Consider the following 24,356-nt stretch of genomic DNA (forward strand, 5'->3'; position numbering starts at 1 on the left):
ATGTAGAACTGAAGCCGAAGCTTTGACGGAGCATGCATAACTTTCGAATATGACTATAAAAAAAGGCATCTTTTTCAGAAAAGATGCCTTGTTAAATATGTGTTTTGCGAATACTAGTTGATCGCAGTCTGTTTTACGCTTTTGGTTTGCGGAAGATAAAATAGAGACCGACCAAAATAAAAGGGATACTCAGTAGTTGCCCCATATTCAGTAGCATACTTTGTTCAAAATCTTCCTGATCAATTTTAAAATGTTCCAATACCATCCGTGCACCAAATAATAAGACCATAAAAATGCCGAATAATTTTCCTTTTTGACGATTCGGGTTTGACTTGAATAAGGAGCCGATAATAATAAAGATGATAATATAGGCGATGGCTTCATAGAGCTGACCCGGATGGCGAGGGATGTTGTCATGACGGTCGAAAATGATTGCCCAAGGTAAATCCGTAGGGGTGCCGACCATTTCTGAATTGAAAAAATTTCCGATACGGATCAGCGCACCAGCAATAGGAACGACGACAACCAATCGATCTGCCAACCATAAAAAGTCTGTTTTTGTTTTGCGGCAGAAGAGGTAAAGTGCTGTGAGGATACCTATAGCCCCACCATGAGAAGCTAATCCGGCAAAACCTGTGACCTGGAATCCGTTTTTATCCCATTTGAAAGGAAGGAAAATTTCTAGAATATGGTCTTTATAATAGTCAAAATCGTAGAACAGACAATGACCAAGTCGTGCGCCAATTAGCGTGCCGAGGAAGATATAGATGGAAAGTTGGTCCAGTTGTTCTTGCGTGCGGCCTTCCTTTTTGAAAATGCGCAACATAATAACATAGGAAACAAAAAAAGCGAGCAGCCAACATAATGCGTAGTAACGTAGGGCAAATGCGCCAAGGTTGAACATCTCGGGATCTATATTCCAATGTATAGCACTTAGTATTGAATTCATATATTTTATGTCTGTTTAAATTACCATGGTAAAGATAAGGTTTAATCTTATTTTTCAATAAAATCAAAGTTAAATGTAAAAGGAATATTCCAAAAAACATTTTTACTTTTGCATTTCATTGAAATTTTCATATTTTGACGAAAGTAAATAGAAAAGGAAAAGATGGCTGAAAAGAATAAGAAAAAAGAACAGAAAACGACTGCGGTCGTAACAAAAGATTCGCTTTCATTTTTTGAAAAATATATAAACAACGCTTCTCCCACAGGTTTTGAATGGGAAGGTCAACGTTTATGGCTGGATTATCTGAAGCCTTATGTGGACGAAACATTCGTGGATAACTATGGTACAGCAGTTGGTGTTATCAACCCAAAAGCAAACTATAAAGTAGTGATCGAAGCGCACGCTGATGAAATCTCCTGGTTTGTTAATTACATTACAAAAGATGGATTAATCTACGTGGTGCGTAATGGTGGTTCTGATCATCAGATTGCGCCTTCCAAGCGGGTGAACATTCATACAGAAAAAGGAATCGTTAAGGCGGTATTTGGCTGGCCTGCCATTCATACACGTTCGGGCGAGAAAGAAGAAAATCCTTCTCTAAAAAATATCTTTTTGGATTGTGGATGCAGCACCAAAGAAGAGGTGGAAGCCTTGGGTGTACATGTGGGTTGTGTGATTACCTATGAAGACACTTTTTCAATCTTGAACGATCGTTACTATATCGGACGGGCCTTGGATAATCGTGCCGGCGGCTTTATGATTGCCGAGGTTGCGCGTCTGCTAAAAGAGAATAAAAAGAAATTGCCATTTGGATTATATATCGTAAATTCGGTGCAGGAAGAGATTGGTTTGCGTGGTGCAGAAATGATTGCAGACCGCATAAAGCCGAATGTTGCCATTGTTACAGACGTGACACACGATACCCAAACACCGATGATCAACAAGATCACGCAAGGAGATTTATTCTCCGGAAAAGGTCCGGTATTGTCTTATGCTCCAGCAGTTCAGGTGAATTTGAATAAACTGTTGGTTAAAGTTGCTGAGGAGAACAATATCCCATTCCAACGTCAGGCATGTTCACGTTACACAGGAACTGATACAGATGCTTTTGCTTACAGCAATGGCGGGGTGCCTTCAGCGTTGATTTCTTTGCCGTTACGTTATATGCATACAACGGTTGAGATGGTGCATAAAGAAGATGTTGACAATGTGATCCGTTTGATCTATCAAACATTGTTGAATATCGAGGATGGACAGGACTTTAGAACATTTACAAAATAAAATTTAGGATTATATTAACTTACATTTAGAATTATTATGGAAAATAACCAAAATCAAAACGAATTGAGCATTGAGTTGACAGAAGAAGTAGCAGAAGGAATCTACTCAAATCTTGCGATTATCACTCACTCTAATACAGAATTTGTGGTTGACTTTATCCGTGTGATGCCAGGAGTGCCAAAAGCAAAAGTGAAATCAAGAATCGTTTTGACTCCAGAGCACGCAAAACGCTTGTTAGGTGCATTGGTTGATAACGTGAATCGTTTCGAAGCATTGAACGGTCCAATTAAAATGGATATGGGTGTTGCTGAACAACCGCAACAAGGTGGTGATCCAACAGTAGCATTTCCTTTCGGAACTCCTCAAGGTCAAGCATAGTCAATAGCATAATCTATCGATAATTAAGGCGCCAATAAAACAATTGGTGCCTTTTTTTGTCTCCATTTGTGGGTATTAGACTACCCGGATGTTTGGGCTTGGGCCCGACTTTTGCTATTTTTAGAAAAACTTATTTCAAAAGGAGATTTATATGGATATTCAAGTGCGCAACTTGACAAAGAAAGATTATGTTGGTTTGAAGGAATCAATGGAGCAAGCTTATGACGGTGTGGGGGAGACCTGGTCAAAGGAAAATATTCAGGATTTGATTGAAATATTTCCCGAGGGACAATTGTGTGTAGAGATAGATGGCCAAGTCGTTGCCTGTGCTTTGTCTATTATCCTCAATTCTAAAAAGAATAATATCTACGATAGTTATTATGATATTATTGATGATGGTAAATTCAGCAAACATAGTGATGACGGTGATACATTGTATGGTATCGAAGTATTTGTGCATCCAGAACATCGTGCATTGCGTTTAGGACGTCGTCTGTATGATGCGCGGAAAGAGCTATGCGAGCAGATGAACTTAAAATGTATCGTTGCTGGTGGTCGGATTCCCAATTATCATAATTACGCGGACAAAATGAGTCCAAGGGTTTATATTGAGAAGGTAAAACGCAAGGAAATATATGATCCGACATTGACATTTCAACTTTCCAATGATTTTCATGTCAAAAAGATCCTAAAACATTATTTGCCAGAAGATGCTGAGTCGATGGAGTTTGCGACCTTGCTAGAATGGAATAATATTTATTATGAATCGGAGACCCGTTCGATTTCGACAACAAAACAGACCATTCGTCTGGGACTGGTGCAGTGGCAGATGCGCTTATTCGATAATATTGAAGCTTTCTATGACCAGATTGAATTCTTTGTGGATACCGTTAGTGATTATGGAACGGATTTTATCATGTTTCCAGAGTTTTTTAACACACCACTAATGAGCCCTTACAATGACCTTCCCGAACGATTGGCGATGGAAAGATTGGCGCAGCATACTTCCGATATTATTGATCGTATCCAGCAGTTTGCGGTTTCCTATAACGTGAATATTATTGCAGGATCTATGCCCCTGATGGAAAATAAGAAACTCTATAACGTTTCTTACCTCTGTCATCGAAATGGTAAGCTGGATGAATTTAAGAAAATTCATATCACACCAAATGAATTTAAATATTATGGCATGGTGGGGGGAAGTGAGGTAAAGGTATTTGATACGGACTGTGGGAAAGTCGGTCTGTTGATCTGTTATGATGTAGAATTTCCGGAATTGAGCCGCATTTTGGCCGATCAGGGAATGCAGATTCTATTTGTACCTTTTATGACCGATACACAGAACGGTTATATTCGCGTCAGAACCTGTGCACAGGCCCGCGCCATCGAAAACGAATGTTATGTGGCCATTGCGGGGTCTGTGGGTAACCTGCCACGCGTCAATAATATGGATATTCAATATTCGCAATCTGCCGTCTTTACACCTTCAGATTTTGCATTTCCAAACAATGCAATCAAAGCCGAAGCAACACCCAATGCGGAAATGGTACTGATCGCAGATGTGGATCTTTATGCATTGCGTGATCTACATGAATATGGTACCGTAAAAGTCAAAAAAGACCGACGCAAAGACCTGTATGAAGTAAAACTTTTGAAATAATTACGCTGTATTTTTGAAGCGCTTCAAAATATGCTTAGCTTTAATTATATTCTTTAATCTAATAAAGTATGATACAAAAAGTCAAATGGGGGACGCTCTCGATCGTCTTAATGATGCTGTCATGTCAGTCCAATAAGAGCAAAGAGGGTGCACAAGAAGTCAGAACCAATTTTTTTGATGTTTCTGGCATGGACACAACAGTCAATCCTGGTGACAACTTCTTCCAATATGCGAATGGCGCTTGGATGAAAAATACCCAGATACCGGCTTCCGAAACGGGTTGGGGCTCATTTTATATTCTAGCGGATGAAAATTTGCAGAATTTAAAAACAGTATTGGAAAATGCCGCTCAGTCCAACAGTAAGAAGGGATCAGATCAGCAGAAAGCCGGTGATTTCTATGCGAGCGGTATGGATACCGTAACCATCGATAAACTTGGTGCCAAGCCGATAGAAGGAACGATTCAGAAAATCAATGCATTGAAAACTGTCGATGAACTGATCGCCTATGCGGCAGATGGATTTAAAGATGGCGATGGTGATCTTTTTAGTTTTTATGTGGCTGCTGATGATCGGATCAGCAATAAAAATGCACTTCAATTTTTTCAGGGTGGTTTGAATCTGCCCGAAGCGAGCTACTATCTGGATCAGGATGATAAAGCCAAGAAGATCAGGGAAGCTTATGTGGCCTATTTGGTTAAATTGTTTGGATTAATCGGCGAGGGAGCAAATGCTCAGAAATCTGCTGAAGAGGTACTAAAGCTGGAAACCGAAATCGCGAAATCACATTTAACGCCTGTTGAATTGCGGGATCCCATCAAAAACTACAATAAGTTTGCCGTTCAGGATTTCCAGAAACAAACCCCAAATTTGAATTGGAAAGATATTCTTGGGCGATTGGAGGTGAAGACTGATACGATTTTAGTACAACAACCTAAGTTCTACTTAGCATTAAACAATTTATTGAAATCGCAGCCTGTAGATGTTTGGAAAACAAAACTAAAAGCTGATTTGGCGAATGCTTCTGCGACTGCGTTGAGTAAGGATTTTCGCGATGCAAAATTTGAACTATTCGGCAAGACGCTCAATGGACAAAAGCAACAAAAAGAACGTTGGAAGTTGATGGTAAGCTCAGCGGATGAAAACCTGGGTGAGATTGTCGGTAAACTCTATGTTGATGACTATTTCAAACCTGAAGCAAAACAGCGCATGATGGAATTGGTCGATAATTTGCAAAAAGTCTACAAGACAAGAATTGAGAAATTAGACTGGATGACACCAGAAACCAAGAAAAAGGCAATCGAGAAATTGGAAGCTTTTGTCAAGAAAATCGGTTATCCGGAAAAATGGAAAGATTATAGTGATGTAGAAGTTGCAAAAGATACGTATTATGCGAATCTGCAATCTTCGGCTAAGCATGCTTATAAGGAGATGGTCGGTAAAATAAGCAAGCCTGTTGATAAGAAGGAGTGGCTCATGACAACGCCGACCGTAAATGCTTATTATAATCCACCCTACAATGAGATTGTATTCCCTGCGGGAATCCTACAATTTCCATTCTTTGACGCCAATGCGGATGATGCGATCAACTATGGTGCTATTGGTGCTGTGATCGGTCATGAGATGACACATGGTTTTGATGACCAAGGTAGGCAGTATGATAAAGCTGGTAACTTGAATGATTGGTGGACAGCAGTAGATGCCAAACAGTTCACCGAACGTGCAAATCAAGTAACGAAATTGTACGGCAGCTTTACCTTATTGGATAATCAACATGTCAATGGAGAATTAACCCTTGGTGAGAATCTGGCTGACATTGGTGGATTGAACATTGCTTATGATGCATTTAAATTGACCAAACAAGGGCAGGGGAACGAGAAGATTGACGGTTTTACAGGTGATCAGCGTTTCTTTTTAAGTTTTGCACAGGTATGGCGGGTGAAAAGCAGCGATGAGCGCATGCGTTTACGTTTGAAAGTTGATCCACATAGCCCGGAGCAGTTCCGTGTAAATGGCCCTGTCTATAATATGGAAGCATTTTATAAGGCATTTAATGTGCAGCCTACGGCTAAAATGTACGTTGCACCGGAAAAAAGAATTTTAGTTTGGTAAGGGATTAATGCTTGCTAGTCTGTTATTTCCGATGGAGATACACACTGGCTGAGTAAAAATGAAGGGAAAAAGGTAGATTTGTCTTTGAATTGTGATAAAAACTAATTACTTTTGCCCTTCATTTAATAACACATTTAATTAATTAACAATGTACGCAATAGTAAATATAGCAGGACAGCAATTTAAGGTTGCAAAAGACCAGTTCCTTTTTGTACACCGTTTACAAGGAGATGAAGGCGCTAGTATTGAATTTGACAATGTATTGTTAGCAGAAGACGGTGGTAAATTTACCATTGGTACACCTAGCGTTGCTGGTGCAAAAGTTTCGGCTAAAATTTTGTCTCATTTAAAAGGCGATAAAGTTATCGTTTTCAAGAAAAAACGTCGTAAAGGCTACAAAAAGAAAAACGGTCACCGTCAACAATTTTCTAAAATCCAGATCACTGGTATTACGTTATAATTGAATTTTTAATCAGACATTAGTCTTAAATTAAGATAAAGAAATGGCACATAAAAAAGGTGCGGGTAGTTCTAAGAACGGCCGTGAGTCACATAGCAAGCGTTTAGGTATCAAAATCTTCGGTGGTCAACAAGCAATCGCTGGTAACATCATCGTACGCCAACGCGGTACACAACACAATCCTGACACAAATGTTGGAATTGGTAAAGACCACACATTGTTCGCTCTAGTAGACGGTAAAGTAGTTTTCCGTAAAAAAGCTAACAATAAATCTTATGTATCTGTAGTTCCTACAGAACAAGCATAAGGTTTGCAACAATATTTGAAGAAGGCATCAAGCAATTGATGCCTTTTTTTGTGTATATTACTTTTTGTTGTCAAATTTTATTTTTAACAGATTCGATGATCTGGCTGAAATCAAGGAATGTTCCATCTGATTGGATCAGAGTTGTTTGCTGGTTCGAAAACTCGTGGATGCTCTCATAAGGAAAAAAAACGGGTCTTTATTTATGAGGTAAATTGTTATTTTCTGTTAAATGTAACCGCTTTGGTACAATTTTTATAAGGGATATGTGTTTTTAAGATAAATACCGATTTATGAAATACAACAAGTTTGGATATGGTCTGTGTGCTGGATTGTTTGCCTGTTCATTATATTCCTGTAGTTCGATCTATATGCCCAATGTGCCTTCGGCGCCTATGTTTACAGAAGCTGGTGAGGTTTATGTTTCCGGAAATATTAATACAAAGGCAAATGTATCTGCAAATTTAGGGGTTGCAGTAACGGATCACGTTGCTGTGATTGCTAATGGATCCTTTGTGGACAATAGATCCAATACCAAGGACTACGCGCAGAAAATGGCTGAAGCGGGGATAGGTTACTATACACGTTTTGGTAAAAAAAATAATCGGGTATTTGAAGTATATGGTGGGTATGGATTAGGGACCACAAGTGTAATTGATAAAAGGTCGTCAACAATGGGGCAGGCAATTGTGGAGACGCAAGACATGGACTTTGACAAGATCTTTGTGCAGGTGAACTTTTCATCGGAAAAGAAGGATGCCCTGAAATTGTTCGGTAATAGACATGATATTGACTACGGTACGATCATTAGACTGAGCAATATGCGTATGAAGAACTTTGCAATTGATGGCCTTCCAGTCGAGAAAGAAGATAATATGCTTATTGAGCCTGTGTTTTATACCAGAATGGGGCTTGGAAAAGGGTGGAAGTTGCAGTACACAAATGGTATGGTTTTCGGTTTTAAAAGCAATACGTATTTAAAAGCCGGCTACCCATTGTTTACACTGGGAGTTTTGTATAAATTTGGAGGAAAATAGCAGCTATGAGCAAGAAAATTTTATTTGGATGTTTGGTCTTTTTGGGCTTATTTATTTCCGGATGCGGAGTGAATAGACAAAAAGCGCAGATCGAGAATTTGGCGAAATGTAAGTTTGATGTGGAATCAGTAGACAGTATTCGGTTGGCGGGAACATCGCTGCAGCGTCTGATCAAAAATAATCAGATTGACCTCGGGGCGGCACCGAGTCTGGCTTTGGCTTACTTACGAAAGGATATTCCTTTGGATGCCGTAATTCGTCTTAAAATAGATAATCCGACACTAAAGAAAGCATCAATCAATAAGTTTCAATATATCATTCTATATGGCGGTCAGCAGCTTGTCGAAGGAATTGTCAATCAATCCTTACAAATTGAACCTGGTGAGTCTACTGTGGCCAATGTACGTATTGCAACCAATATTTATGATCTTTTGGTGAATTCGGACCTGCAAAATTTTTTAATGTCCAGCGATGAGAATAAAAAGGGAATATTTACGTTAAAAATTAAACCTTCGATCAATATTGCTGGCCAATCGGTATTCTATCCTGGATATATTACCATAGACAAGGCGGTGAGCCGAAAAATCCTGCTATAAGGGATACGGATCAGTAAAGAGATAAAAAAGGTTTTCCATTCGAATGGAAAACCTTTTTTATGGAAGGAACTATTTTTTTAACTAACCGAGACCTCCCTTTGGAGTGTGTAAGTCTGCTTGCTAAACCGTTATTACAAATGGTTTCTTTTGTTAATAATTAAACTGTAATAAAAAAGTTATAATGTCAAAGTGTAAAGTATACACCTTATTTTATATTTTAGTCTTTAAATAGAAACCTAAATATGTTAAAAAGATTCTTAATTCCTGTTTTGTTATTTGCCGGGGTACATGCTAATGCTCAAAAGAAGTTTGATCCTTATGAGCAGACCATTGAAGGAACCAATCTTTCGTTTAAAATGGTGGCAATCCCGGGCGGAAGCTTCAAAATGGGCTCTGTTACTGGCGGGAAGGATGATGAAAAGCCAGTACATGAGGTTAAACTCGATCCATTCTGGATGGGGCAGTATGAAGTGACCTGGGATTTGTTTGAGCCTTTTCTGTACAAAGATTATGAAATCGCAAAAAGCAAGGATGGTAAGGTTGCATCGGAAATAGATGCCGTAACCAGACCTACGAAGCCCTACCTTGATATGACCTTTGGTTTTGGTAAAGAAGGGCATCCGGCACTTGCGATGACCCACTATAATGCGATCCAATTTTGCAAATGGTTGTATGTACGTACAGGTGTATTCTATCGTCTGCCAACTGAGGCGGAATGGGAATATGCTGCACGCGCCGGTGCTAAGACGGCCTATTTTTTTGGCGATAAAGAAGCTCAATTGGGAGAGTATGCCTGGTATAAAGATAATTCGGAGCAAAAAACACATGCTGTAGGGGAGAAGAAACCTAACCCTTGGGGTCTTTATGATATTTATGGTAATGTAGGGGAATGGACTTATGACCAATACAAAGCCGATAGCTATAATGAAGGTAAGGATAAGGTGTTAACGAATCCTGTTGTCGTTCCAACAACCTTGTATCCACATGTTGTCCGTGGTGGAGCGTTCGATCATGCTGCTGCAGATCTCCGTTCAGCAGCCCGGGGCGCCTCAGATCCAATTTGGAAACAATTGGACCCTCAGGTTCCAAAAAGTAATTGGTGGTTTCCCGAAGCACCATTTGTTGGTATGCGATTAGTACGACCATTGAATCCACCTAGCCATGAGGAAATTATGGCTTATTATGATAAAAAACCAATTAAAGATTTTTAAAAAATAAAATAATCAATATAAAACTGTTATGGAAAATCTAGAAAGAAGAGATTTTATTAAAACTTCTGCCATGGTTGCAGGCGGTGCCATGTTAAGCTCACTGCCTTTATCCGGAGCCTATGCTGCTGGTTCTGATGTTATCAAAGTCGCTTTAGTAGGCTGTGGAGGTAGAGGTACCGGTGCTACATTTGACGCCTTAAGCTCAGGAGCAAACATCAAAGTCGTTGCATTGGCTGATGCATTTAAAGATAATTTAGATAGTACATATAATACGCTTAAAGAGAAATGGCAAGATAAAATCGATGTCAGCGATAACCATAAATTTGTAGGATTTGACGCTTATAAAGAGGCGATTAAATTAGCTGATGTTGTTATTTTAGCAACGCCTCCAGGGTTTAGACCAACACATTTTGAAGAAGCAATCCGTCAGGGGAAACATGTTTTTATGGAGAAACCTGTTGCTGTTGATATTCCAGGTGTGCAACAAGTTATACGTGCGGCGGCTGAAGCTAAGCGTAAAAAGTTGAATGTTGTCGTAGGTTTGCAACGTCGCTATCAGACCAACTATCGTGAAGCGATCAAGCGTATTCACGATGGCGCAATCGGTGATATTACTTCAGGACAGGTGTATTGGAATTCAGGCGGGGTGTGGGTACGCCCACGTAAACCGGAGCAATCTGAAATGGAATATCAAATGCGTAACTGGTATTATTTCAACTGGCTGTGCGGTGATCATATCGTTGAGCAACATGTACACAATATTGATATTGCCAACTGGGTGAAAGGTTCTTATCCGGTATCCATCCAAGGTACAGGAAGTAGAGCACACCGTACTGGTAAAGAATACGGTGAAATCTATGATAATTTTGCACTTGAACTGACTTATGCAGATAACAGTGTGGTGTATAGCCAATGTCGACATTTTGAAGGAATACAAAACCGTGTTGATGAGCAGTTTCAGGCGACAAAAGGCCGCGTATATCTTTCGGCTGGTGGACAGGCTGTATTGTATGATTGGAAAGGTAAAGAGATCTATCGCCATGACGCGAAAGGTAATCCAAATCCATATCAACAAGAGCACAGGGAACTTTTTGAAGCGATCACGAAAGGTGAGTACAAGTTTGACAACGCAGAATATGGCGCTTATAGTACCTTAACGGGTATCATCGGACGTATTGCTTGTTATACAGGTAAGGTTATCAAATGGGATGAAGCATTGAAATCAATGATCAAATTGGGACCAGATGTACTGGCTTGGGATGCTAAACCGAAGTTACTTCCTGATACAGAGGGTTTTTATGCTGTAGCAAACCCTGGTCAAAATACAAACCTTTATATTTAATAGCAGTGCAGTGATGGGGCTAAATAGGGAAATCTGCTGTATATTCTTTTTTATTATTGGGGCGCTTGGTTTACAGGCGCAAACTGGTTCAAAAGAGTTAAGCAAGATTCGCCTGGAAGGCCCTGCACAAGGCACGCAATTTCACGTTACTTATTTCGCTTCGGATAGTCTTGTTAGGCGGTCGGAGATTGATAGCATCTTAAAAGTTATCGATCTATCCATGTCGATCTATCGCAAGGATTCAAAAATATCCTTGTTTAACCAAGATAGCGTTATGCAGATTGAAATGGATAAGCATATGGCTCATGTCATTGCGGCTTCATTCCGATACAACAAACTATCTAAAGGCCAATTCGATATTACTATTGCCCCATTGGTCAACCTTTGGGGCTTTGGTGTTAAAAAAAACCAGGTTGCTCCGGATTCGGCAACAGTTTATGCAGCCAAGCAATTTGTAGGTATGCATTATCTTAAAGTCAATCGCAAGCAGCTAATCAAGAAAAAGCAGGGGGTTAAGATTGATGTCAATGGTATCGCACAAGGGTATACCGTTGATGTGCTGGCTGATTACCTCGAACATAAAGGAATTTCCAATTACATGGTGGAGGTAGGTGGTGAAATCAGAACTTCGGGAACCCCACCAGGACAAAAAGGCTTTTCCATTGGGATTGTCCAGCCCGACGAAAGCAAGCAGGAGGATATCATGACAGCGGTTGTCCAACTCAAAACCGGTGCGCTAACCACAGCGGGTAGTTTTGAGAAATTTATTAAATATAAGGATAAAAAATTGGGACATCATATCGATCCGGTGACAGGTTTTCCTTATACAACCAGTGTATTAAGTGTTACCGTATATACCAGAACTGCGATGGATGCTGATGCTTTGGACAACTACTTTATGGGAATGGAACCTGCCGAAATTATCGCGAAGGCCAAGAAATTGAAGAATGTGGAAGTTTTTGTCATTTATAAAAATAAAAATCAGTCCATTCAGACAATTTATTCAGATGGATTTGGTAAATTATTTAAAAATTAATCAATTATAAACAAAATGAAAAGATCTGATTTTATCAAAGGTGGCCTTTTGGCCGCTGGAGCCGGATTATCTGGGCATACATTTGCCTCAACAAACCAAAATGCAACCAATATGATGGATAAAGGAAAGACATTCAATCTAAATTATGCCCCACATCAAGGGATGTTCAAGAATCATGCAGGGGACAACTTCCTGGACGAAATCCGTTATATGCATGATTTGGGTTTCCGCGGAATTGAAGATAACGGTTACCTCGGCCGTACATTGGATGAGCAAAAGAAAGTAGGGGACCTACTGGCAAAATTGGGAATGACGATGGGCGTATTTGTCGTTGATGGTGGTCAAAACTGGATGCCTTCCTTAGCGACAGGTAAAAAAGAGTTCTTAGATAAATTTGTCGAAACCTGTCATAAGTCTGTCGAAGCGGCCAAGCGTTGTAATGCAAAATGGCTTACAGTCGTACCTGGATTTTATGAGCGGAGATTACCTTGGGGAAATCAATTCAGCAATATCCTTGAGGCGATGCGTAAAGGGGCAGAGATTTTCGAACCACATGGTTTGGTAATGGTGCTGGAGACTTTAAGTGATACACCGGAATTATTTTTACAGCAAACGCATGAAACCTATGCAATGTGTAAGGCTGTCAATAGTCCTTCCTGCAAGATATTGTATGATATCTACCATATGCAACGTACAGAAGGGGATTTGATTGCTAACATGAACCGTTGTTGGGATGAAATTGCTTATATTCAAATTGGGGATAATCCGGGACGTAAAGAACCAACTACAGGAGAGATCAATTATAAAAACGTATTCAAACATATTCATAGTAAAGGATATAGGGGTATAATGGGTATGGAACATGGCAATTCTAAGCCCGGTAAAGAGGGTGAAGACAGGTTGGTAACGGCCTACCGTGAGGTCGATAGCTTTTTGTAATATTTTAATAGTGTACTATTGACAATTAGATTTAATTTCTTAAATTGAGCAGGTAAAACCAATTAGTAGTATTGTAAAACACCATTTATTTATGATTTCATCAACAATAAAATTTAAACTATCCTTCATGATGTTCCTTGAATTTTTTATTTGGGGGGGATGGTTTGTCACATTAGGCACTTTTTTGAGTAAGAATCTGCACGCAACGGATTTCGAAATGGCCAATGTCTTTTCGACGCAGTCATTGGGTGCGATTATCGCTCCCTTTATTGTAGGAATGATTGCCGATCGTTATTTTAATGCCGAGCGTATTTTAGGTGTTTTGCATTTGGTCGGTGCCGTATTAATGTATCAGATGTATGGAGCGGCCGATATGTCTACTTTTTATCCTTATGTACTGGCTTATATGGTTTTGTATATGCCTACATTAGCATTAGCAAGCTCGGTTTCATTTCGCCAATTAACAAATCCAGAAAAGCAGTTTTCGGCTATACGTATCTGGGGAACAATTGGTTGGATTGCGGCGGGATTGGCAATTAGCTATATCTTCAAATGGGACGCAGGCGCATCAGATGGTGCTTTGAAAAATACATTCTTAATGTCAGGAGTAGCTTCTTTGGTATTGGGCGTATTTTCCTTTGCTTTACCAAAAACACCACCGGTTAAACTGGATGAAGGTGAAAAACCGTCTTTTGCATCAATCATTGGTCTGGATGCCATTAAATTGCTGAAAGACAAAAACTTTTTGATCTTTTTTGTATCCTCCGTTCTAATCTGTATTCCTTTAGCATTCTATTACTCCAACGCGAACTTATTCCTGACAGAAATTGGTTTGGAAAACCCAACTGGTAAGATGACGATTGGTCAGTTTTCAGAGGTTTTGTTCTTATTGGCACTTCCAATTTTCTTTACAAAATTTGGATTCAAGAAGACGATCTTGGTAGGGATGTTGGCATGGGTGATCCGTTATTTGTTGTTTGCTTATGGTAATGCTGGTGAACTTTCGTTCATGTTGCTTATCGGTATCGCATTACACGGAATCTGTTATGACTTTTTCTTTGTTTCGGGACAGATTTATACAGATAGCAAAGCGGGTATTAAATACAAGTCTGCAGCACAGGGGTTGATTACATTGGCAACATACGGTGTTGGTCAGTTGATCGGCTTCTGGGTTGCAAGTTATGTGGGTGACAAATACAAGGATTTGAAAGCAACAGATTTAGCTGCATTTTGGAATCATACTTGGGTCGTTCCCGCAATTATTGCCGCAGTGGTGTTTTTTATCTTTCTAGCGCTCTTTAAAGATGAGAAAGTGGATAATGCCAACGCTGCACACTAAACAGAAAAAATAACTATTTAAAAACAAATAATTAGAAGAGAGATGGCAACAAATACTTATGACGCGATTGTAATCGGTTCTGGGATAAGTGGTGGATGGGCTGCGAAAGAATTGACAGAAAAAGGACTGAAAACAATTATGCTAGAGCGTGGTCGTAACATCGAACACATTAAGGATTATACTGCGCCAAACAAAATGCCATGGGAATGGCCTCATGCTGGTGGTCGTACTCAGCAAATGATTGAGGATTATCCAGTATTGCGCAGAGATTATCCATTGAACGAAAAGAACCTTGATCTTTGGGCGAATGAGAAAGATAGCCCTTATACAGAGGTGAAGCGTTTTGATTGGTACCGCGGGTATCATGTCGGTGGTAGATCGTTAATGTGGGGTAGACAATCTTATCGCCTTGGTGACCTAGATTTCGAGGCTAACTTGAAGGATGGGCATGGGGTAGATTGGCCGATCCGTTATAAAGATATTGCACCTTGGTATAGCTACGCGGAAAAATTTGCTGGTATCTCTGGAAATAGAGACGGGGTTGCGTCGCTTCCTGACGGTGATTATATGCCGCCAATGCCGATGAATATTGTTGAGAAGGATTTGGCTGAACGATTGAAAAAACAATACGGTGGCAAGCGTCATTTCATTATGGGACGGACAGCGAATATCACTGTGCCACATGAGGGCCGTGTCAACTGTCAATATCAAAATCAATGTTGGTTGGGTTGTAACTTTGGTGCTTATTTCAGTACACAATCGGCAACTTTACCAGCAGCGAAGAAAACGAACAACCTAACATTACGTCCGTTTTCTATTGTTACAAAGATTATCTACGATAAAAATACGAAAAAGGCGAAGGGTGTTGAAATTGTTGATGCTGAAACAAACAAAACCTATGAGTTTTTTGCGAAGGTCATTTTTGTGTGCGCTTCGGCACTAAATTCGACTTGGGTATTGATGAACTCTGCTACAGATGTATGGGAAGGTGGTCTTGGAAGTAGCAGTGGTGAGCTTGGTCACAACCTAATGGATCACCACTTCCGTTGTGGTGCCGGTGGTAATGTGGAAGGGTATTTGGATAGCTATGTTTTTGGACGTCGTCCAACAGGTCTTTACGTGCCACGTTTTGTCAACGTTGATGGCGATACGAAAAAACGCGATTACGTTCGTGGATTTGGCTATCAAGGTGCTGCAGGTCGGGGCCGTTGGTCTGGTGCTGTTGCAGAAATGGAAGTTGGTGGTGCATGGAAAGACGCTATCTGTGAACCAGGTGACTGGAACGTGGGCTTTACAGCTTTCGGAGAAACCTTACCGTACCATGAAAATAAAATTACGCTTGATAAAAGCAAAAAAGATAAATGGGGTTTGCCTGTATTATCATTTGATGCCGAAATCAAAGATAATGAATTGAAGATGCGTGCTGACATGCAAAATGAAATGAAGGAAATGCTGGAAAGCATTGGTGTAAAAGATACCTATACATATGACAATGTATATGGACTTGGCCAAGGTATCCACGAGATGGGAACAGCGCGTATGGGTCTCGACCCTAAAACATCGGTATTGAACGGTAATAACCAGGTGTGGGATGCATTGAATGTATTTGTTACAGACGGTGCATGTATGACTTCTGCTGGTTGTGTCAACCCTTCACTTACTTATATGGCACTTACTGCACGTGCGGTTGATTATGCGGTTAGTGAATTGAAAAAAGGTAATATCTAATAGCTAAAGATTGATAACAATGGAAAATAACTCAAATAAGTCGAGCAGAAGAGATTTCTTAAAGACTGCGGCAACCGCTGCGGCAGCTTTTATGATCGTTCCTCGTCATGTATTAGGAGGAAATGGTTTCATCGCTCCTAGTGATAAGTTACAAATAGCTGGTATTGGTGTAGGGGGTAAAGGGTTCAGCGACATTAACTCATTTCATGATTCAGGTAAAGCGGATCTCGCTTTCTTATGTGACGTGGATGATCGTCGTGCTGCAGGTGCCTTGAAACGTTACCCAAAAGCAAAGTATTATAAAGATTATCGCGAGATGTTGGACAAAGAGCATAAACGCATAGAAGCTGTTTCTGTTTCTACTCCAGATCATCAACATGCGATTCAGGCGTTGGCTGCCATGCAACTTGGTAAGCACGTATACGTTCAGAAACCTTTGACTCATGATGTCTGGGAAGCAAGAGCACTGACGCATGCAGCGAAGAAATATAAAGTTGTAACCCAGATGGGAAACCAAGGGGCATCCAATGACGGACCGCGTTTTGTCCGTGAATGGTATGAAGCTGGTTTAATCGGTGATGTACATACGGTATATTGCTGGACTGACCGTCCAGTATGGCCGTCTGGTATTGCATGGCCAACTGGTAAGGCTGAAATTCCAAAAGAATTGGATTGGGATCTTTGGTTGGGAACTGCTCCTCACAAGGAGTATGTAGATAAATTGGTGCCGTTTAACTGGCGTGGCTGGTGGGATTACGGTACTGGTGCATTGGGTGATATGGGCTGTCACTTGTTGGAAGTTCCTTTCAGTACGTTGGGTCTGACTTATGTGCAAGATGTACAGGCAACTGTAGGTTCTGTTTATGTGGATGAGTTCAAACGTGGTTATTTCCCTGAGAGCTGCCCTCCATCAAGTCACGCGACATTGACGTTCCCTAAAACACCGCGTACAAGTGGTCCTGTAACATTGCATTGGATGGACGGTGGTATTCAACCTGCACGTCCGGATGAATTGGGTCCAAATGAAATCTTCGGTGATGGTGGTAACGGTATTTTGTTAGTCGGTACCAAAGGTAAGATCCTTGCGGATACATACGGTCAAAATGCACGTTTGTTGCCAACGTCAAGAAAAGATCAAGTTGCGCAGAAATATGCACGTGTACCGGGACAGGAATCAGGTCACTATGCACAATGGGTGGAAGCTTGTCAAGCTGGTTATGGTAAAAAAGAAGTGAGTTCACCATTTGAAATTGCTGGTCCATTGACTGAAGCTTTGTTGATGGCTAACCTTGCGATCAGAGGTGCGGATTTACGTTTGGATGGAAAATATCCAGGACGTAATCTAAAATTGTTATGGGATAATGACAATATGCGTGTGACAAACTTTGATCATGTGAATCAATATGTCAAACGTAATTACAGACAAGGTTGGGAAATGAAATATAATTTCTAAAATTAAGATATTTAGTAGTATGAATAGAAGAGAAGCATTACAACGAGTTGCCTTGATTTTAGGAGGTACCGTTATCGGCGCCAATTTATTTTTGGAAGGCTGTACGCGTTCGGCTACAAAGGATGTGGAAGGCTTATTTGAAGCAAAGACGACAGATTTGTTGGGCGATTTAGCTGAGGCTATTTTACCTGCAACCGCTACTCCTGGAGCTAAAGAAGCTGGTGTAGGAAGCTTTATTCCTGTGATGGTCCGTGACTGTTACACTGAAAAGCAACAGAAAGCATTTGTAACTGGTCTTGCAAGCTTGGATAATAAAGCAAAAGAAGTCAAAGGAAAACCATTCCTTGAGCTTTCGGCTGCAGATCGCACAGCTGTAGCGGCAGCTTTGGATAAAGAAGCAAATGAGTTTAATAAGAAACAGGCTGAAGATCAAAAGGACATCCTGGAGAAAAACAAAGAAAAACAAAATCAATTGTATAATTATGTAGAAAATGATCCACCGCACTGGTTCACTATGTTTAAGCAATTGACGTTGACAGGTTTCTTTAACTCAGAATTGGGTTGTACAAAAGCATTACGTTTTGTCAAAATTCCTGGAAAATATGATGGGAACTTTCCTTACAAAAAAGGAGACAAGGCATTTGCATAGTAATTATGCGCTGCGCACAATAAAAAAGGAGGCACAAGCCTCCTTTTTTATTGTTATTTAGTTTCTACTTCCAGGGCAAAATGAATACGTTGTTGTTTTGTCACAGTCATAAAATAGCCTTTATCCGTTGAATCACCATTAATGTCCACAGTATCATTATAACGGAGTTCTCTGAGGTAGTTCATCTCCAACGACTTGATCTGATTGGTCAGAACGAGTTCGATCGGGAGCCGATCCATACACCAATCCAGGTATTTGACATTATTGGCATGATTGACAATATCAAGATCGGATAACTTGACGATATATTGATCTATATTTTTGACAAGCTGAGAAATATCCAGTTTTGAGAAAGGTCGTTGTGTCGCAGGGCGATCGGGGTAAGTTGTAAAACCTGCTGCCGAAATGGCTAGATCTTCGGAACTTCTTTTTACGGTATTGATTACCGCCCAATAGCTTGTGGCCGTAACATACACCTGTCCATTCACCAAAATTTCAAAATTACGTGTAGAGCGCGCACCTTCCAGTTCCTGTATCCATGTTCTTACCTGGACAATGTCCATCCATTTAGGCAGTCTGTTGATTTCAATACGCATTCGGCTGAGCACCCAGGTTTGGTTGTGTTTGGCCATTTCTTTAAAACCGAAACCAACATTGGTCGCATGTTCACCCGCAGTAAGTTGAAGAATATTTGACAAGTCGGAGAAACGGATACGACCATTGGAGTAACATTGTGTGAAATAAATTTCCCAGTTTTTCTCAAAGACTGATTTTTCCATCTGTTGTTTAGTTTTTTGCAAAATTAGGCAATATGACTGATTTGTGCCTTAAATTCAAAATGAAATGACATAATTTTAAGATATTCCGATAATATGAACTGTTGGGCTATTTTTGGGCATAAATCGACGAAAAAAGAGGGAAACCGCCAATCGTTTTTTTATTGTAAAATAAATGATAGTTTTCAATTATTTAATTGATTATTATCACCGGATTAGGTAGATTTAAATAAGCCAATGGCATAAAATAATAAAATAAGATTGGTTTTATCACGTTATATCTAGTATAACGTGAAACATTAAATTTACACATTAAATGCTAATATTATGGTTGGAGAACTAATAGCTAAAGAGGAAATTCCTCAATTTAAATTTATCCCTGCGAGTGAAGATAAGTCAGCAAGTTTTATGGATAAATTGAAAGGGGCCCTTCGGTTGGGAAATGAATTTAAATCCAAAACTGAAATAGCCTTTCAAACAGATTCCGGACCAAAGCGTATCGAAACCACAGTGTGGTCATTAACCGATAGATATATTCAGATCAAAAGTGGCGTATTGATCCCACTTCGGTCTATTATTGCAATTGACTATTAATAAGAACGACTTCCGATAAAAAAAGCTCCTGAAATTTTTTAGGAGCTTTTTTAATGCCCAATTTACAATGTGAACAGATTGGTTCTGCTGCTCATTTGCAGCAAAATAATTGATGAAAACTAATATGTTTCGCCTGTTAGTTCTTTCAGACGTATTTCTGAAACCTTTGCATCGTATTGTGCGGTATAGCTCCGTGTCATGGCATTGATATAATTTAGTTGCGCCGTTCTAACCTCGAGTGTCGTGATTGTGCCGATGCGAAATTTATCCATGGTGATATTTAGATTTTCCTTGGCGAGCTCCTCATTCTTTTTCTCTACGTCCGCTAATTCGATGTTGGTGATATAGGTTTGAAATAGGGTTCTAACTTGTGCCTGTATACTTTGCTTTTGTTGTTGAATCTGTATTTCGGTGCTTTGTACCTGAAATTTGGCAATCCGTTCATTTCTGTTTTGAATAAATCCATTAAAGATATTCAGCGAAGCGGTAACGCCATAGTTGAGACCTTTATTTTTGTTTTCGGTGGAGAAACCCAATGAGGAGTGGGATTCATTCCAATTGTAGCCTGTATTCAGGCCTATTTTGGGATAACGTTCTGCTTTTACAGACTTTAGGTTCAGTTCGGCAACCCGTCTGTTGATGAGGGCGAGCTGTACCTGCGGATTCTGTTGATCGGCGATCTGGATCAGATCGCCCAGTTTAAGGTCGGTATCCAATTTCATTTCGTTTTCAACTTGAAAATCTATGCCTAGATCACGGGTCATGAGCTGGTTCAGGTAGGTCTTCGTGTTTTGAAAACTTTCCCGTTGGCGTAGTAAATTGGTCTGATCGGTATTTAGGTCTACTTTTGCATTCAGTAAATCTAATTTGGATCCCTTCCCGATCTCCAAACGGTTCTCGGCTAGGGTAACGCGATATTGAGACAGGGTGATGGTGGTATCTAAAGCATTCAATAAACGCTTTTGTTGCACTAAGCTGTAATAGGTCGCGATAACTTCACTCAATTGGCTGATTACCTCAAATTTGATTTCGGCTTCACCTTGACGCTGTATTTCTTTGAATCTATCACGACGGGCAAACATACCGAACCCGTCAAAAACCGTCCAGTTAAGATTAACACCATAGGACATATTGTCGTTTTTCGCATTGGAAATCTGTTGTACCTGACCATCAGCCCTTACTTGACGGGAGTTTTGGATTGAGTTGCTCCGACTGAAACTACCTGTAACCGCTGGCAGCATGCCAGCACTACCGAGGCTTGTGTTTTCAATGTCTATTTTGTTGTCATTTTTGGCCAAAAGGATATTAAAGTTGTTGCTCAAAGTGGTCGTCAACGCTTCCTCCAGCGTCAACATTTGTTGTGCACGGGCTTGAATTAGGATGAAACTAAGCAGCAGTGTTATGATTACATTTCTCTTCATGTCTGATCTATTCGTAGCTTTTAATGTTATCAAATTCAGGTCTGTGTTTCTTTGGTCTTGACCACATGTAATAAATTGCAGGGATAATAAACAAAGTCAGTATCAACGAGAATATAGTACCACCGACAATGACAACCCCCATACCAATACGGCTCGTAGAGGCTGCACCCAGGGACATCGCAATGGGTAATGCGCCAAGCGCAATGGCCAGACTGGTCATTAAGATCGGTCGTAGGCGTGATTCGGCCGAGTGCATGATCGCTTCAAATTTTTCCATACCTTCTTCCCGCATCTGGTTGGCAAATTCAACAATCAAGATCCCGTTTTTCGTCACCAGACCTATCAGCATGATGGTTCCGATCTGGCTGAATATATTCCAAGTCTGATCAAATAACCATAGACTGATCAGTGCACCGGCGACGGCCATTGGGACAGTAAGGATGATGATAAAAGGATCTAGGAAGCTTTCAAACTGAGCTGCTAATATCAAATAGATCAACAGTAGGGCCAATCCAAAAGCAAATAGGGTATTGGAACTACTTTCGACAAAATCGCGGGATTCGCCACTGAGGTCAGTGGTAAAACTTTGATCCAATACTTTCTCCTTGATACGGTCCATTGCTGCAATACCGTCACTCATACTCATGCCCGGAGCCAAGCCAGCAGAAACTGTCGCTGACATATACCGATTATTGTGGTAAAGTTGTGGTGGACTACTTTCTTCTTTGACATTGACAACGTTATCGAGTTGTATGAGTTGTCCGATATTATTGCGAACATAAATTGAGGTCAGATCTGTTGGTGTTGCCCGTCTATTGTTATCAACCTGTCCAATCACCTGATATTGCTTGCCATCGCGCATAAAATAAGCAAAACGCTGACCACTTAATAGTAATTGAAGGGATTGGGATACATCGAGCACAGATACACCCATACTCAAGGCTTTTAAGCGATCGATCTCAACATGAAGTTCGGGTTTGTTAAACTTCAGATTGATATCTGTTGTTGAGAATGTTGGATCATTATTCACCTCATTCATGAATTCCGGTATTTTTTCCTGAAGCTTTTCAAAATTTTGTGCCTGGATAATATATTGAACGGGTAAGCCGCCTCGACGGTTCATCGAGATGGTTGGTGTCTGTGATACATTGACACGTACACCATCGTATTTTTTTGTCCATTTGGTCAGCTCTTTCGCGACGTCATCTTGTGACCTTGTGCGTTCTTCAGGATCGACCAGGGTCATCCGAATACGTCCGGAGTTGACCGAACTCGCCCCGAAACCCGGAGAGGTGATATTCAAACTGATCTTATTTTCGGGAATCGAATCGTAAACCAGTTTATCCAGTTCCTGCATATAGCGATCCATGTATTCATAGGTTGCGCCCTCGGGGCCAGTAACATTGACCATTATGGCACTCCGGTCGTCATAAGGAGCTGTTTCTTTTTTAATCGAAGAGAAAATCACCGCAATGATGACAAAACAGATCAATAAGATCGGGAAGCTTATCCATTTGAATTTCATGAATTTATCCAGGGAATTGGCGTAACCTTTGTTCATTTTCACAAACATCGGCTCAGTCCATTCATAAAAGCGGGTCTTTTTGTGGCCTCCGCCCTTAATCAGGTAAGCATTCAGCATAGGTGTCAACGTCAGTGAAACAAAGGCCGATACCAGCACCGCGGAGGCAATGACCACACCGAATTCCCGAAACAGTCGCCCGACGAATCCCTCCAAAAATATGACAGGTAAGAAAACAGAAGCGAGTGTGATGGAAATGGAAATAACAGCAAAGAAAATCTCCTTTGAGCCCTTTAGCGCAGCTTCGATAGGGGACATGCCTTCCTCAACTTTCTTAAAAATGTTTTCGGTAACGACAATCCCATCATCGACTACGAGCCCTGTCGCTAATACAATTGCAAGCAGGGTAAGTACATTTATCGAAAAGCCAAAAATGTACATGATAAAAAAAGTTGCGATCAATGAAACCGGGATATCCAATAGAGGTCGCAAGGCTATTCCCCAATCGCGAAAGAAGAAATAGATGATCAGTGTAACCAGGATGATGGAAATCAGTAAAGTCTCAGCAACCTCTACAACGGATTTTTTGATGAATTTGGTGTTGTCGGATGCGATATTGATACTGATATCCTGTGGGATATCCTCTTTCATCTGATCGAGCATCTTGTAAAAGTTGTCGGCTATATCAAGGTAATTTGTACCTGGCTGTGGAATAATGGCAACGCCGACCAGTTGTTTGCCATTACTGACCATTTTGGTCTCTAGATTTTCGGCGTCAATTTCGGCACGGCCAATGTCGATAAACTTAACCAAGCGTGTGCTATCTGCTTTTAGGACGATATTGTTAAATTGCTCCGGTGTGGAGAGATTTCCTACTGTTTTTACAGTTAATTCGGTGGTATTGCCCACAATTTTACCAGAAGGCAATTCAACATTTTGGTTATTTAGTGCGGTACGGATATCGGAGGCGGTAATGCCGTAGGCCGCCATCCGGTCGGGGTTGAGCCATAGCCGCATGGCATATCGTTTTTGACCATAGATTTGGGTGCTACTGACGCCGGGGATGGTCTGTAATCTTTCGGAGATAACATTTTCGGCATAGTCGCTCAACGAAAGTTTATCTCTCGTTTCGCTTTGCAAGGTGAGCGTGATGATGGGGTCGGAATCCGCATCGGCTTTTGACACAACAGGAGGAGCATCGATATCTTGAGGCAAACTTCTCACTGCTTGGGACACCTTGTCGCGGACGTCATTGGCGGCCTCTTCCAGATTTTTCTTTAAATCGAACTCTATGGTGATATTGCTGGATCCCTGATTGCTGGAGGATGATATGTTGCGGATACCATCGATGGAGTTGATCGCTTTCTCTAAAGGTTCGGTGATCTGGGATTCGATAATATCAGGATTGGCACCAGCATAGTTGGTGCGCACCGATACGATCGCCGGATCAATGGAAGGGTATTCACGCACACCCAGAAAGCTAAAGCCAATGTAGCCGAATAGAATAATCGTAATATTGACGACAATGGTTAGCACAGGGCGCTTAATAAAAACGGCAGATAAATTCATG

At 40.6% G+C, this 24,356-nt stretch carries 21 protein-coding genes; 17 read left to right on the plus strand and 4 right to left on the minus strand.

The features are described from left to right. Window positions 1–133: 133 nt before the first annotated feature. Complete coding sequence (gene lgt / locus M2408_RS01350; RefSeq protein ID WP_120258091.1) at window positions 134–949, minus strand: prolipoprotein diacylglyceryl transferase; 816 nt, start codon at window positions 947–949, stop codon at window positions 134–136. 162 nt (window positions 950–1,111) lie between these two features. Between lgt and M2408_RS01355 the strand changes: the two genes are divergently transcribed. From M2408_RS01355 to M2408_RS01430, 16 genes are all read left to right on the plus strand, one after another. After that, window positions 1,112–2,230: a M42 family metallopeptidase gene (locus M2408_RS01355; protein WP_259178595.1), complete on the plus strand. Its 1,119-nt coding sequence runs from the start codon at window positions 1,112–1,114 to the stop codon at window positions 2,228–2,230. A 36-nt stretch (window positions 2,231–2,266) separates the two neighbouring features. Next, window positions 2,267–2,608 (plus strand): DUF3467 domain-containing protein, encoded by a 342-nt coding sequence (locus M2408_RS01360; RefSeq protein ID WP_120258089.1) that lies wholly within the window; start codon window positions 2,267–2,269, stop codon window positions 2,606–2,608. Between the two features lie 151 nt (window positions 2,609–2,759). Beyond that, complete coding sequence (locus M2408_RS01365; protein ID WP_259178597.1) at window positions 2,760–4,268, plus strand: carbon-nitrogen hydrolase family protein; 1,509 nt, start codon at window positions 2,760–2,762, stop codon at window positions 4,266–4,268. Between the two features lie 68 nt (window positions 4,269–4,336). After that, window positions 4,337–6,379 carry a M13 family metallopeptidase gene (locus M2408_RS01370; protein ID WP_259178599.1) on the plus strand — a complete coding sequence of 681 codons (2,043 nt, stop codon included), beginning with the start codon at window positions 4,337–4,339 and terminating at the stop codon, window positions 6,377–6,379. A gap of 148 nt (window positions 6,380–6,527) precedes the next feature. After that, the gene (rplU, locus tag M2408_RS01375) at window positions 6,528–6,839 is read left to right on the plus strand and encodes a 50S ribosomal protein L21 (protein ID WP_028068281.1); all 312 of its coding nucleotides are present in this window, start codon (window positions 6,528–6,530) and stop codon (window positions 6,837–6,839) included. 43 nt (window positions 6,840–6,882) lie between these two features. Then, window positions 6,883–7,146, plus strand: a complete 264-nt coding sequence (rpmA, locus tag M2408_RS01380; RefSeq protein WP_046672918.1) for a 50S ribosomal protein L27 — start codon at window positions 6,883–6,885, stop codon at window positions 7,144–7,146. Between the two features lie 290 nt (window positions 7,147–7,436). Then, a complete protein-coding gene (locus M2408_RS01385) occupies window positions 7,437–8,180 on the plus strand; it encodes a hypothetical protein (RefSeq protein WP_259178615.1) in 744 nt (247 codons plus the stop codon). A 5-nt stretch (window positions 8,181–8,185) separates the two neighbouring features. Beyond that, a complete protein-coding gene (locus M2408_RS01390; protein WP_120258085.1) occupies window positions 8,186–8,776 on the plus strand; it encodes a hypothetical protein in 591 nt (196 codons plus the stop codon). Window positions 8,777–9,018: 242 nt separating this feature from the next. Beyond that, complete coding sequence (locus M2408_RS01395; protein ID WP_259178617.1) at window positions 9,019–9,987, plus strand: formylglycine-generating enzyme family protein; 969 nt, start codon at window positions 9,019–9,021, stop codon at window positions 9,985–9,987. A 28-nt stretch (window positions 9,988–10,015) separates the two neighbouring features. Beyond that, window positions 10,016–11,329, plus strand: coding sequence for a Gfo/Idh/MocA family oxidoreductase (locus M2408_RS01400; RefSeq protein ID WP_259178618.1), 1,314 nt, complete (start codon window positions 10,016–10,018; stop codon window positions 11,327–11,329). A gap of 13 nt (window positions 11,330–11,342) precedes the next feature. After that, a complete protein-coding gene (locus tag M2408_RS01405; RefSeq protein WP_259178619.1) occupies window positions 11,343–12,365 on the plus strand; it encodes an FAD:protein FMN transferase in 1,023 nt (340 codons plus the stop codon). Between the two features lie 15 nt (window positions 12,366–12,380). After that, window positions 12,381–13,304 carry a hydroxypyruvate isomerase family protein gene (locus M2408_RS01410; protein WP_259178620.1) on the plus strand — a complete coding sequence of 308 codons (924 nt, stop codon included), beginning with the start codon at window positions 12,381–12,383 and terminating at the stop codon, window positions 13,302–13,304. A gap of 94 nt (window positions 13,305–13,398) precedes the next feature. After that, entirely contained in the window at window positions 13,399–14,643 is a 1,245-nt protein-coding gene (locus tag M2408_RS01415) for an MFS transporter (protein ID WP_259179407.1), read from the plus strand. Between the two features lie 42 nt (window positions 14,644–14,685). Further along, entirely contained in the window at window positions 14,686–16,371 is a 1,686-nt protein-coding gene (locus M2408_RS01420; protein ID WP_259178623.1) for a GMC oxidoreductase, read from the plus strand. A 19-nt stretch (window positions 16,372–16,390) separates the two neighbouring features. Beyond that, window positions 16,391–17,824, plus strand: coding sequence for a Gfo/Idh/MocA family protein (locus M2408_RS01425; RefSeq protein WP_259178624.1), 1,434 nt, complete (start codon window positions 16,391–16,393; stop codon window positions 17,822–17,824). Between the two features lie 19 nt (window positions 17,825–17,843). Next, window positions 17,844–18,473 carry a gluconate 2-dehydrogenase subunit 3 family protein gene (locus M2408_RS01430; protein ID WP_120258078.1) on the plus strand — a complete coding sequence of 210 codons (630 nt, stop codon included), beginning with the start codon at window positions 17,844–17,846 and terminating at the stop codon, window positions 18,471–18,473. Window positions 18,474–18,526: 53 nt separating this feature from the next. Here the strand turns inward: M2408_RS01430 and M2408_RS01435 are convergent, their stop codons facing one another. After that, complete coding sequence (locus M2408_RS01435; protein ID WP_259178626.1) at window positions 18,527–19,252, minus strand: acyl-[acyl-carrier-protein] thioesterase; 726 nt, start codon at window positions 19,250–19,252, stop codon at window positions 18,527–18,529. A 324-nt stretch (window positions 19,253–19,576) separates the two neighbouring features. Here M2408_RS01435 and M2408_RS01440 point away from each other — a divergent pair, with 324 nt between their 5' ends. Beyond that, window positions 19,577–19,843, plus strand: a complete 267-nt coding sequence (locus tag M2408_RS01440) for a hypothetical protein (RefSeq protein ID WP_175991998.1) — start codon at window positions 19,577–19,579, stop codon at window positions 19,841–19,843. Between the two features lie 119 nt (window positions 19,844–19,962). On the opposite strand, the gene M2408_RS01445 is transcribed toward M2408_RS01440, so the two are convergent. Together M2408_RS01445 and M2408_RS01450 are read right to left on the minus strand one after the other, a co-directional pair. Continuing rightward, complete coding sequence (locus tag M2408_RS01445) at window positions 19,963–21,264, minus strand: TolC family protein (protein WP_259178631.1); 1,302 nt, start codon at window positions 21,262–21,264, stop codon at window positions 19,963–19,965. A gap of 7 nt (window positions 21,265–21,271) precedes the next feature. Next, a complete protein-coding gene (locus M2408_RS01450; protein WP_259178633.1) occupies window positions 21,272–24,355 on the minus strand; it encodes an efflux RND transporter permease subunit in 3,084 nt (1,027 codons plus the stop codon). Window position 24,356 lies beyond the last annotated feature (1 nt).

The sequence above is a fragment of the Sphingobacterium sp. BIGb0165 genome, from assembly GCF_024810095.1.
Taxonomy (GTDB): Bacteria; Bacteroidota; Bacteroidia; order Sphingobacteriales; family Sphingobacteriaceae; genus Sphingobacterium; species Sphingobacterium detergens.

Excerpts from the sequence above, each read along its gene's own strand:
- M2408_RS01450 (WP_259178633.1), bottom strand. The coding sequence starts at position 24,355 with ATGAATTTATCTGCCGTTTTTATTAAGCGCCCTGTGCTAACCATTGTC.
- M2408_RS01430 (WP_120258078.1), top strand. The coding sequence starts at position 17,844 with ATGAATAGAAGAGAAGCATTACAACGAGTTGCCTTGATTTTAGGAGGT.
- M2408_RS01440 (WP_175991998.1), top strand. The coding sequence starts at position 19,577 with ATGGTTGGAGAACTAATAGCTAAAGAGGAAATTCCTCAATTTAAATTT.
- M2408_RS01365 (WP_259178597.1), top strand. The coding sequence starts at position 2,760 with ATGGATATTCAAGTGCGCAACTTGACAAAGAAAGATTATGTTGGTTTG.
- lgt (WP_120258091.1), bottom strand. The coding sequence starts at position 949 with ATGAATTCAATACTAAGTGCTATACATTGGAATATAGATCCCGAGATG.
- M2408_RS01385 (WP_259178615.1), top strand. The coding sequence starts at position 7,437 with ATGAAATACAACAAGTTTGGATATGGTCTGTGTGCTGGATTGTTTGCC.
- M2408_RS01390 (WP_120258085.1), top strand. The coding sequence starts at position 8,186 with ATGAGCAAGAAAATTTTATTTGGATGTTTGGTCTTTTTGGGCTTATTT.
- M2408_RS01405 (WP_259178619.1), top strand. The coding sequence starts at position 11,343 with ATGGGGCTAAATAGGGAAATCTGCTGTATATTCTTTTTTATTATTGGG.
- rpmA (WP_046672918.1), top strand. The coding sequence starts at position 6,883 with ATGGCACATAAAAAAGGTGCGGGTAGTTCTAAGAACGGCCGTGAGTCA.
- M2408_RS01400 (WP_259178618.1), top strand. The coding sequence starts at position 10,016 with ATGGAAAATCTAGAAAGAAGAGATTTTATTAAAACTTCTGCCATGGTT.
- M2408_RS01395 (WP_259178617.1), top strand. The coding sequence starts at position 9,019 with ATGTTAAAAAGATTCTTAATTCCTGTTTTGTTATTTGCCGGGGTACAT.
- M2408_RS01360 (WP_120258089.1), top strand. The coding sequence starts at position 2,267 with ATGGAAAATAACCAAAATCAAAACGAATTGAGCATTGAGTTGACAGAA.
- M2408_RS01445 (WP_259178631.1), bottom strand. The coding sequence starts at position 21,264 with ATGAAGAGAAATGTAATCATAACACTGCTGCTTAGTTTCATCCTAATT.
- M2408_RS01410 (WP_259178620.1), top strand. The coding sequence starts at position 12,381 with ATGAAAAGATCTGATTTTATCAAAGGTGGCCTTTTGGCCGCTGGAGCC.
- M2408_RS01355 (WP_259178595.1), top strand. The coding sequence starts at position 1,112 with ATGGCTGAAAAGAATAAGAAAAAAGAACAGAAAACGACTGCGGTCGTA.
- M2408_RS01420 (WP_259178623.1), top strand. The coding sequence starts at position 14,686 with ATGGCAACAAATACTTATGACGCGATTGTAATCGGTTCTGGGATAAGT.
- M2408_RS01370 (WP_259178599.1), top strand. The coding sequence starts at position 4,337 with ATGATACAAAAAGTCAAATGGGGGACGCTCTCGATCGTCTTAATGATG.
- M2408_RS01425 (WP_259178624.1), top strand. The coding sequence starts at position 16,391 with ATGGAAAATAACTCAAATAAGTCGAGCAGAAGAGATTTCTTAAAGACT.
- rplU (WP_028068281.1), top strand. The coding sequence starts at position 6,528 with ATGTACGCAATAGTAAATATAGCAGGACAGCAATTTAAGGTTGCAAAA.
- M2408_RS01435 (WP_259178626.1), bottom strand. The coding sequence starts at position 19,252 with ATGGAAAAATCAGTCTTTGAGAAAAACTGGGAAATTTATTTCACACAA.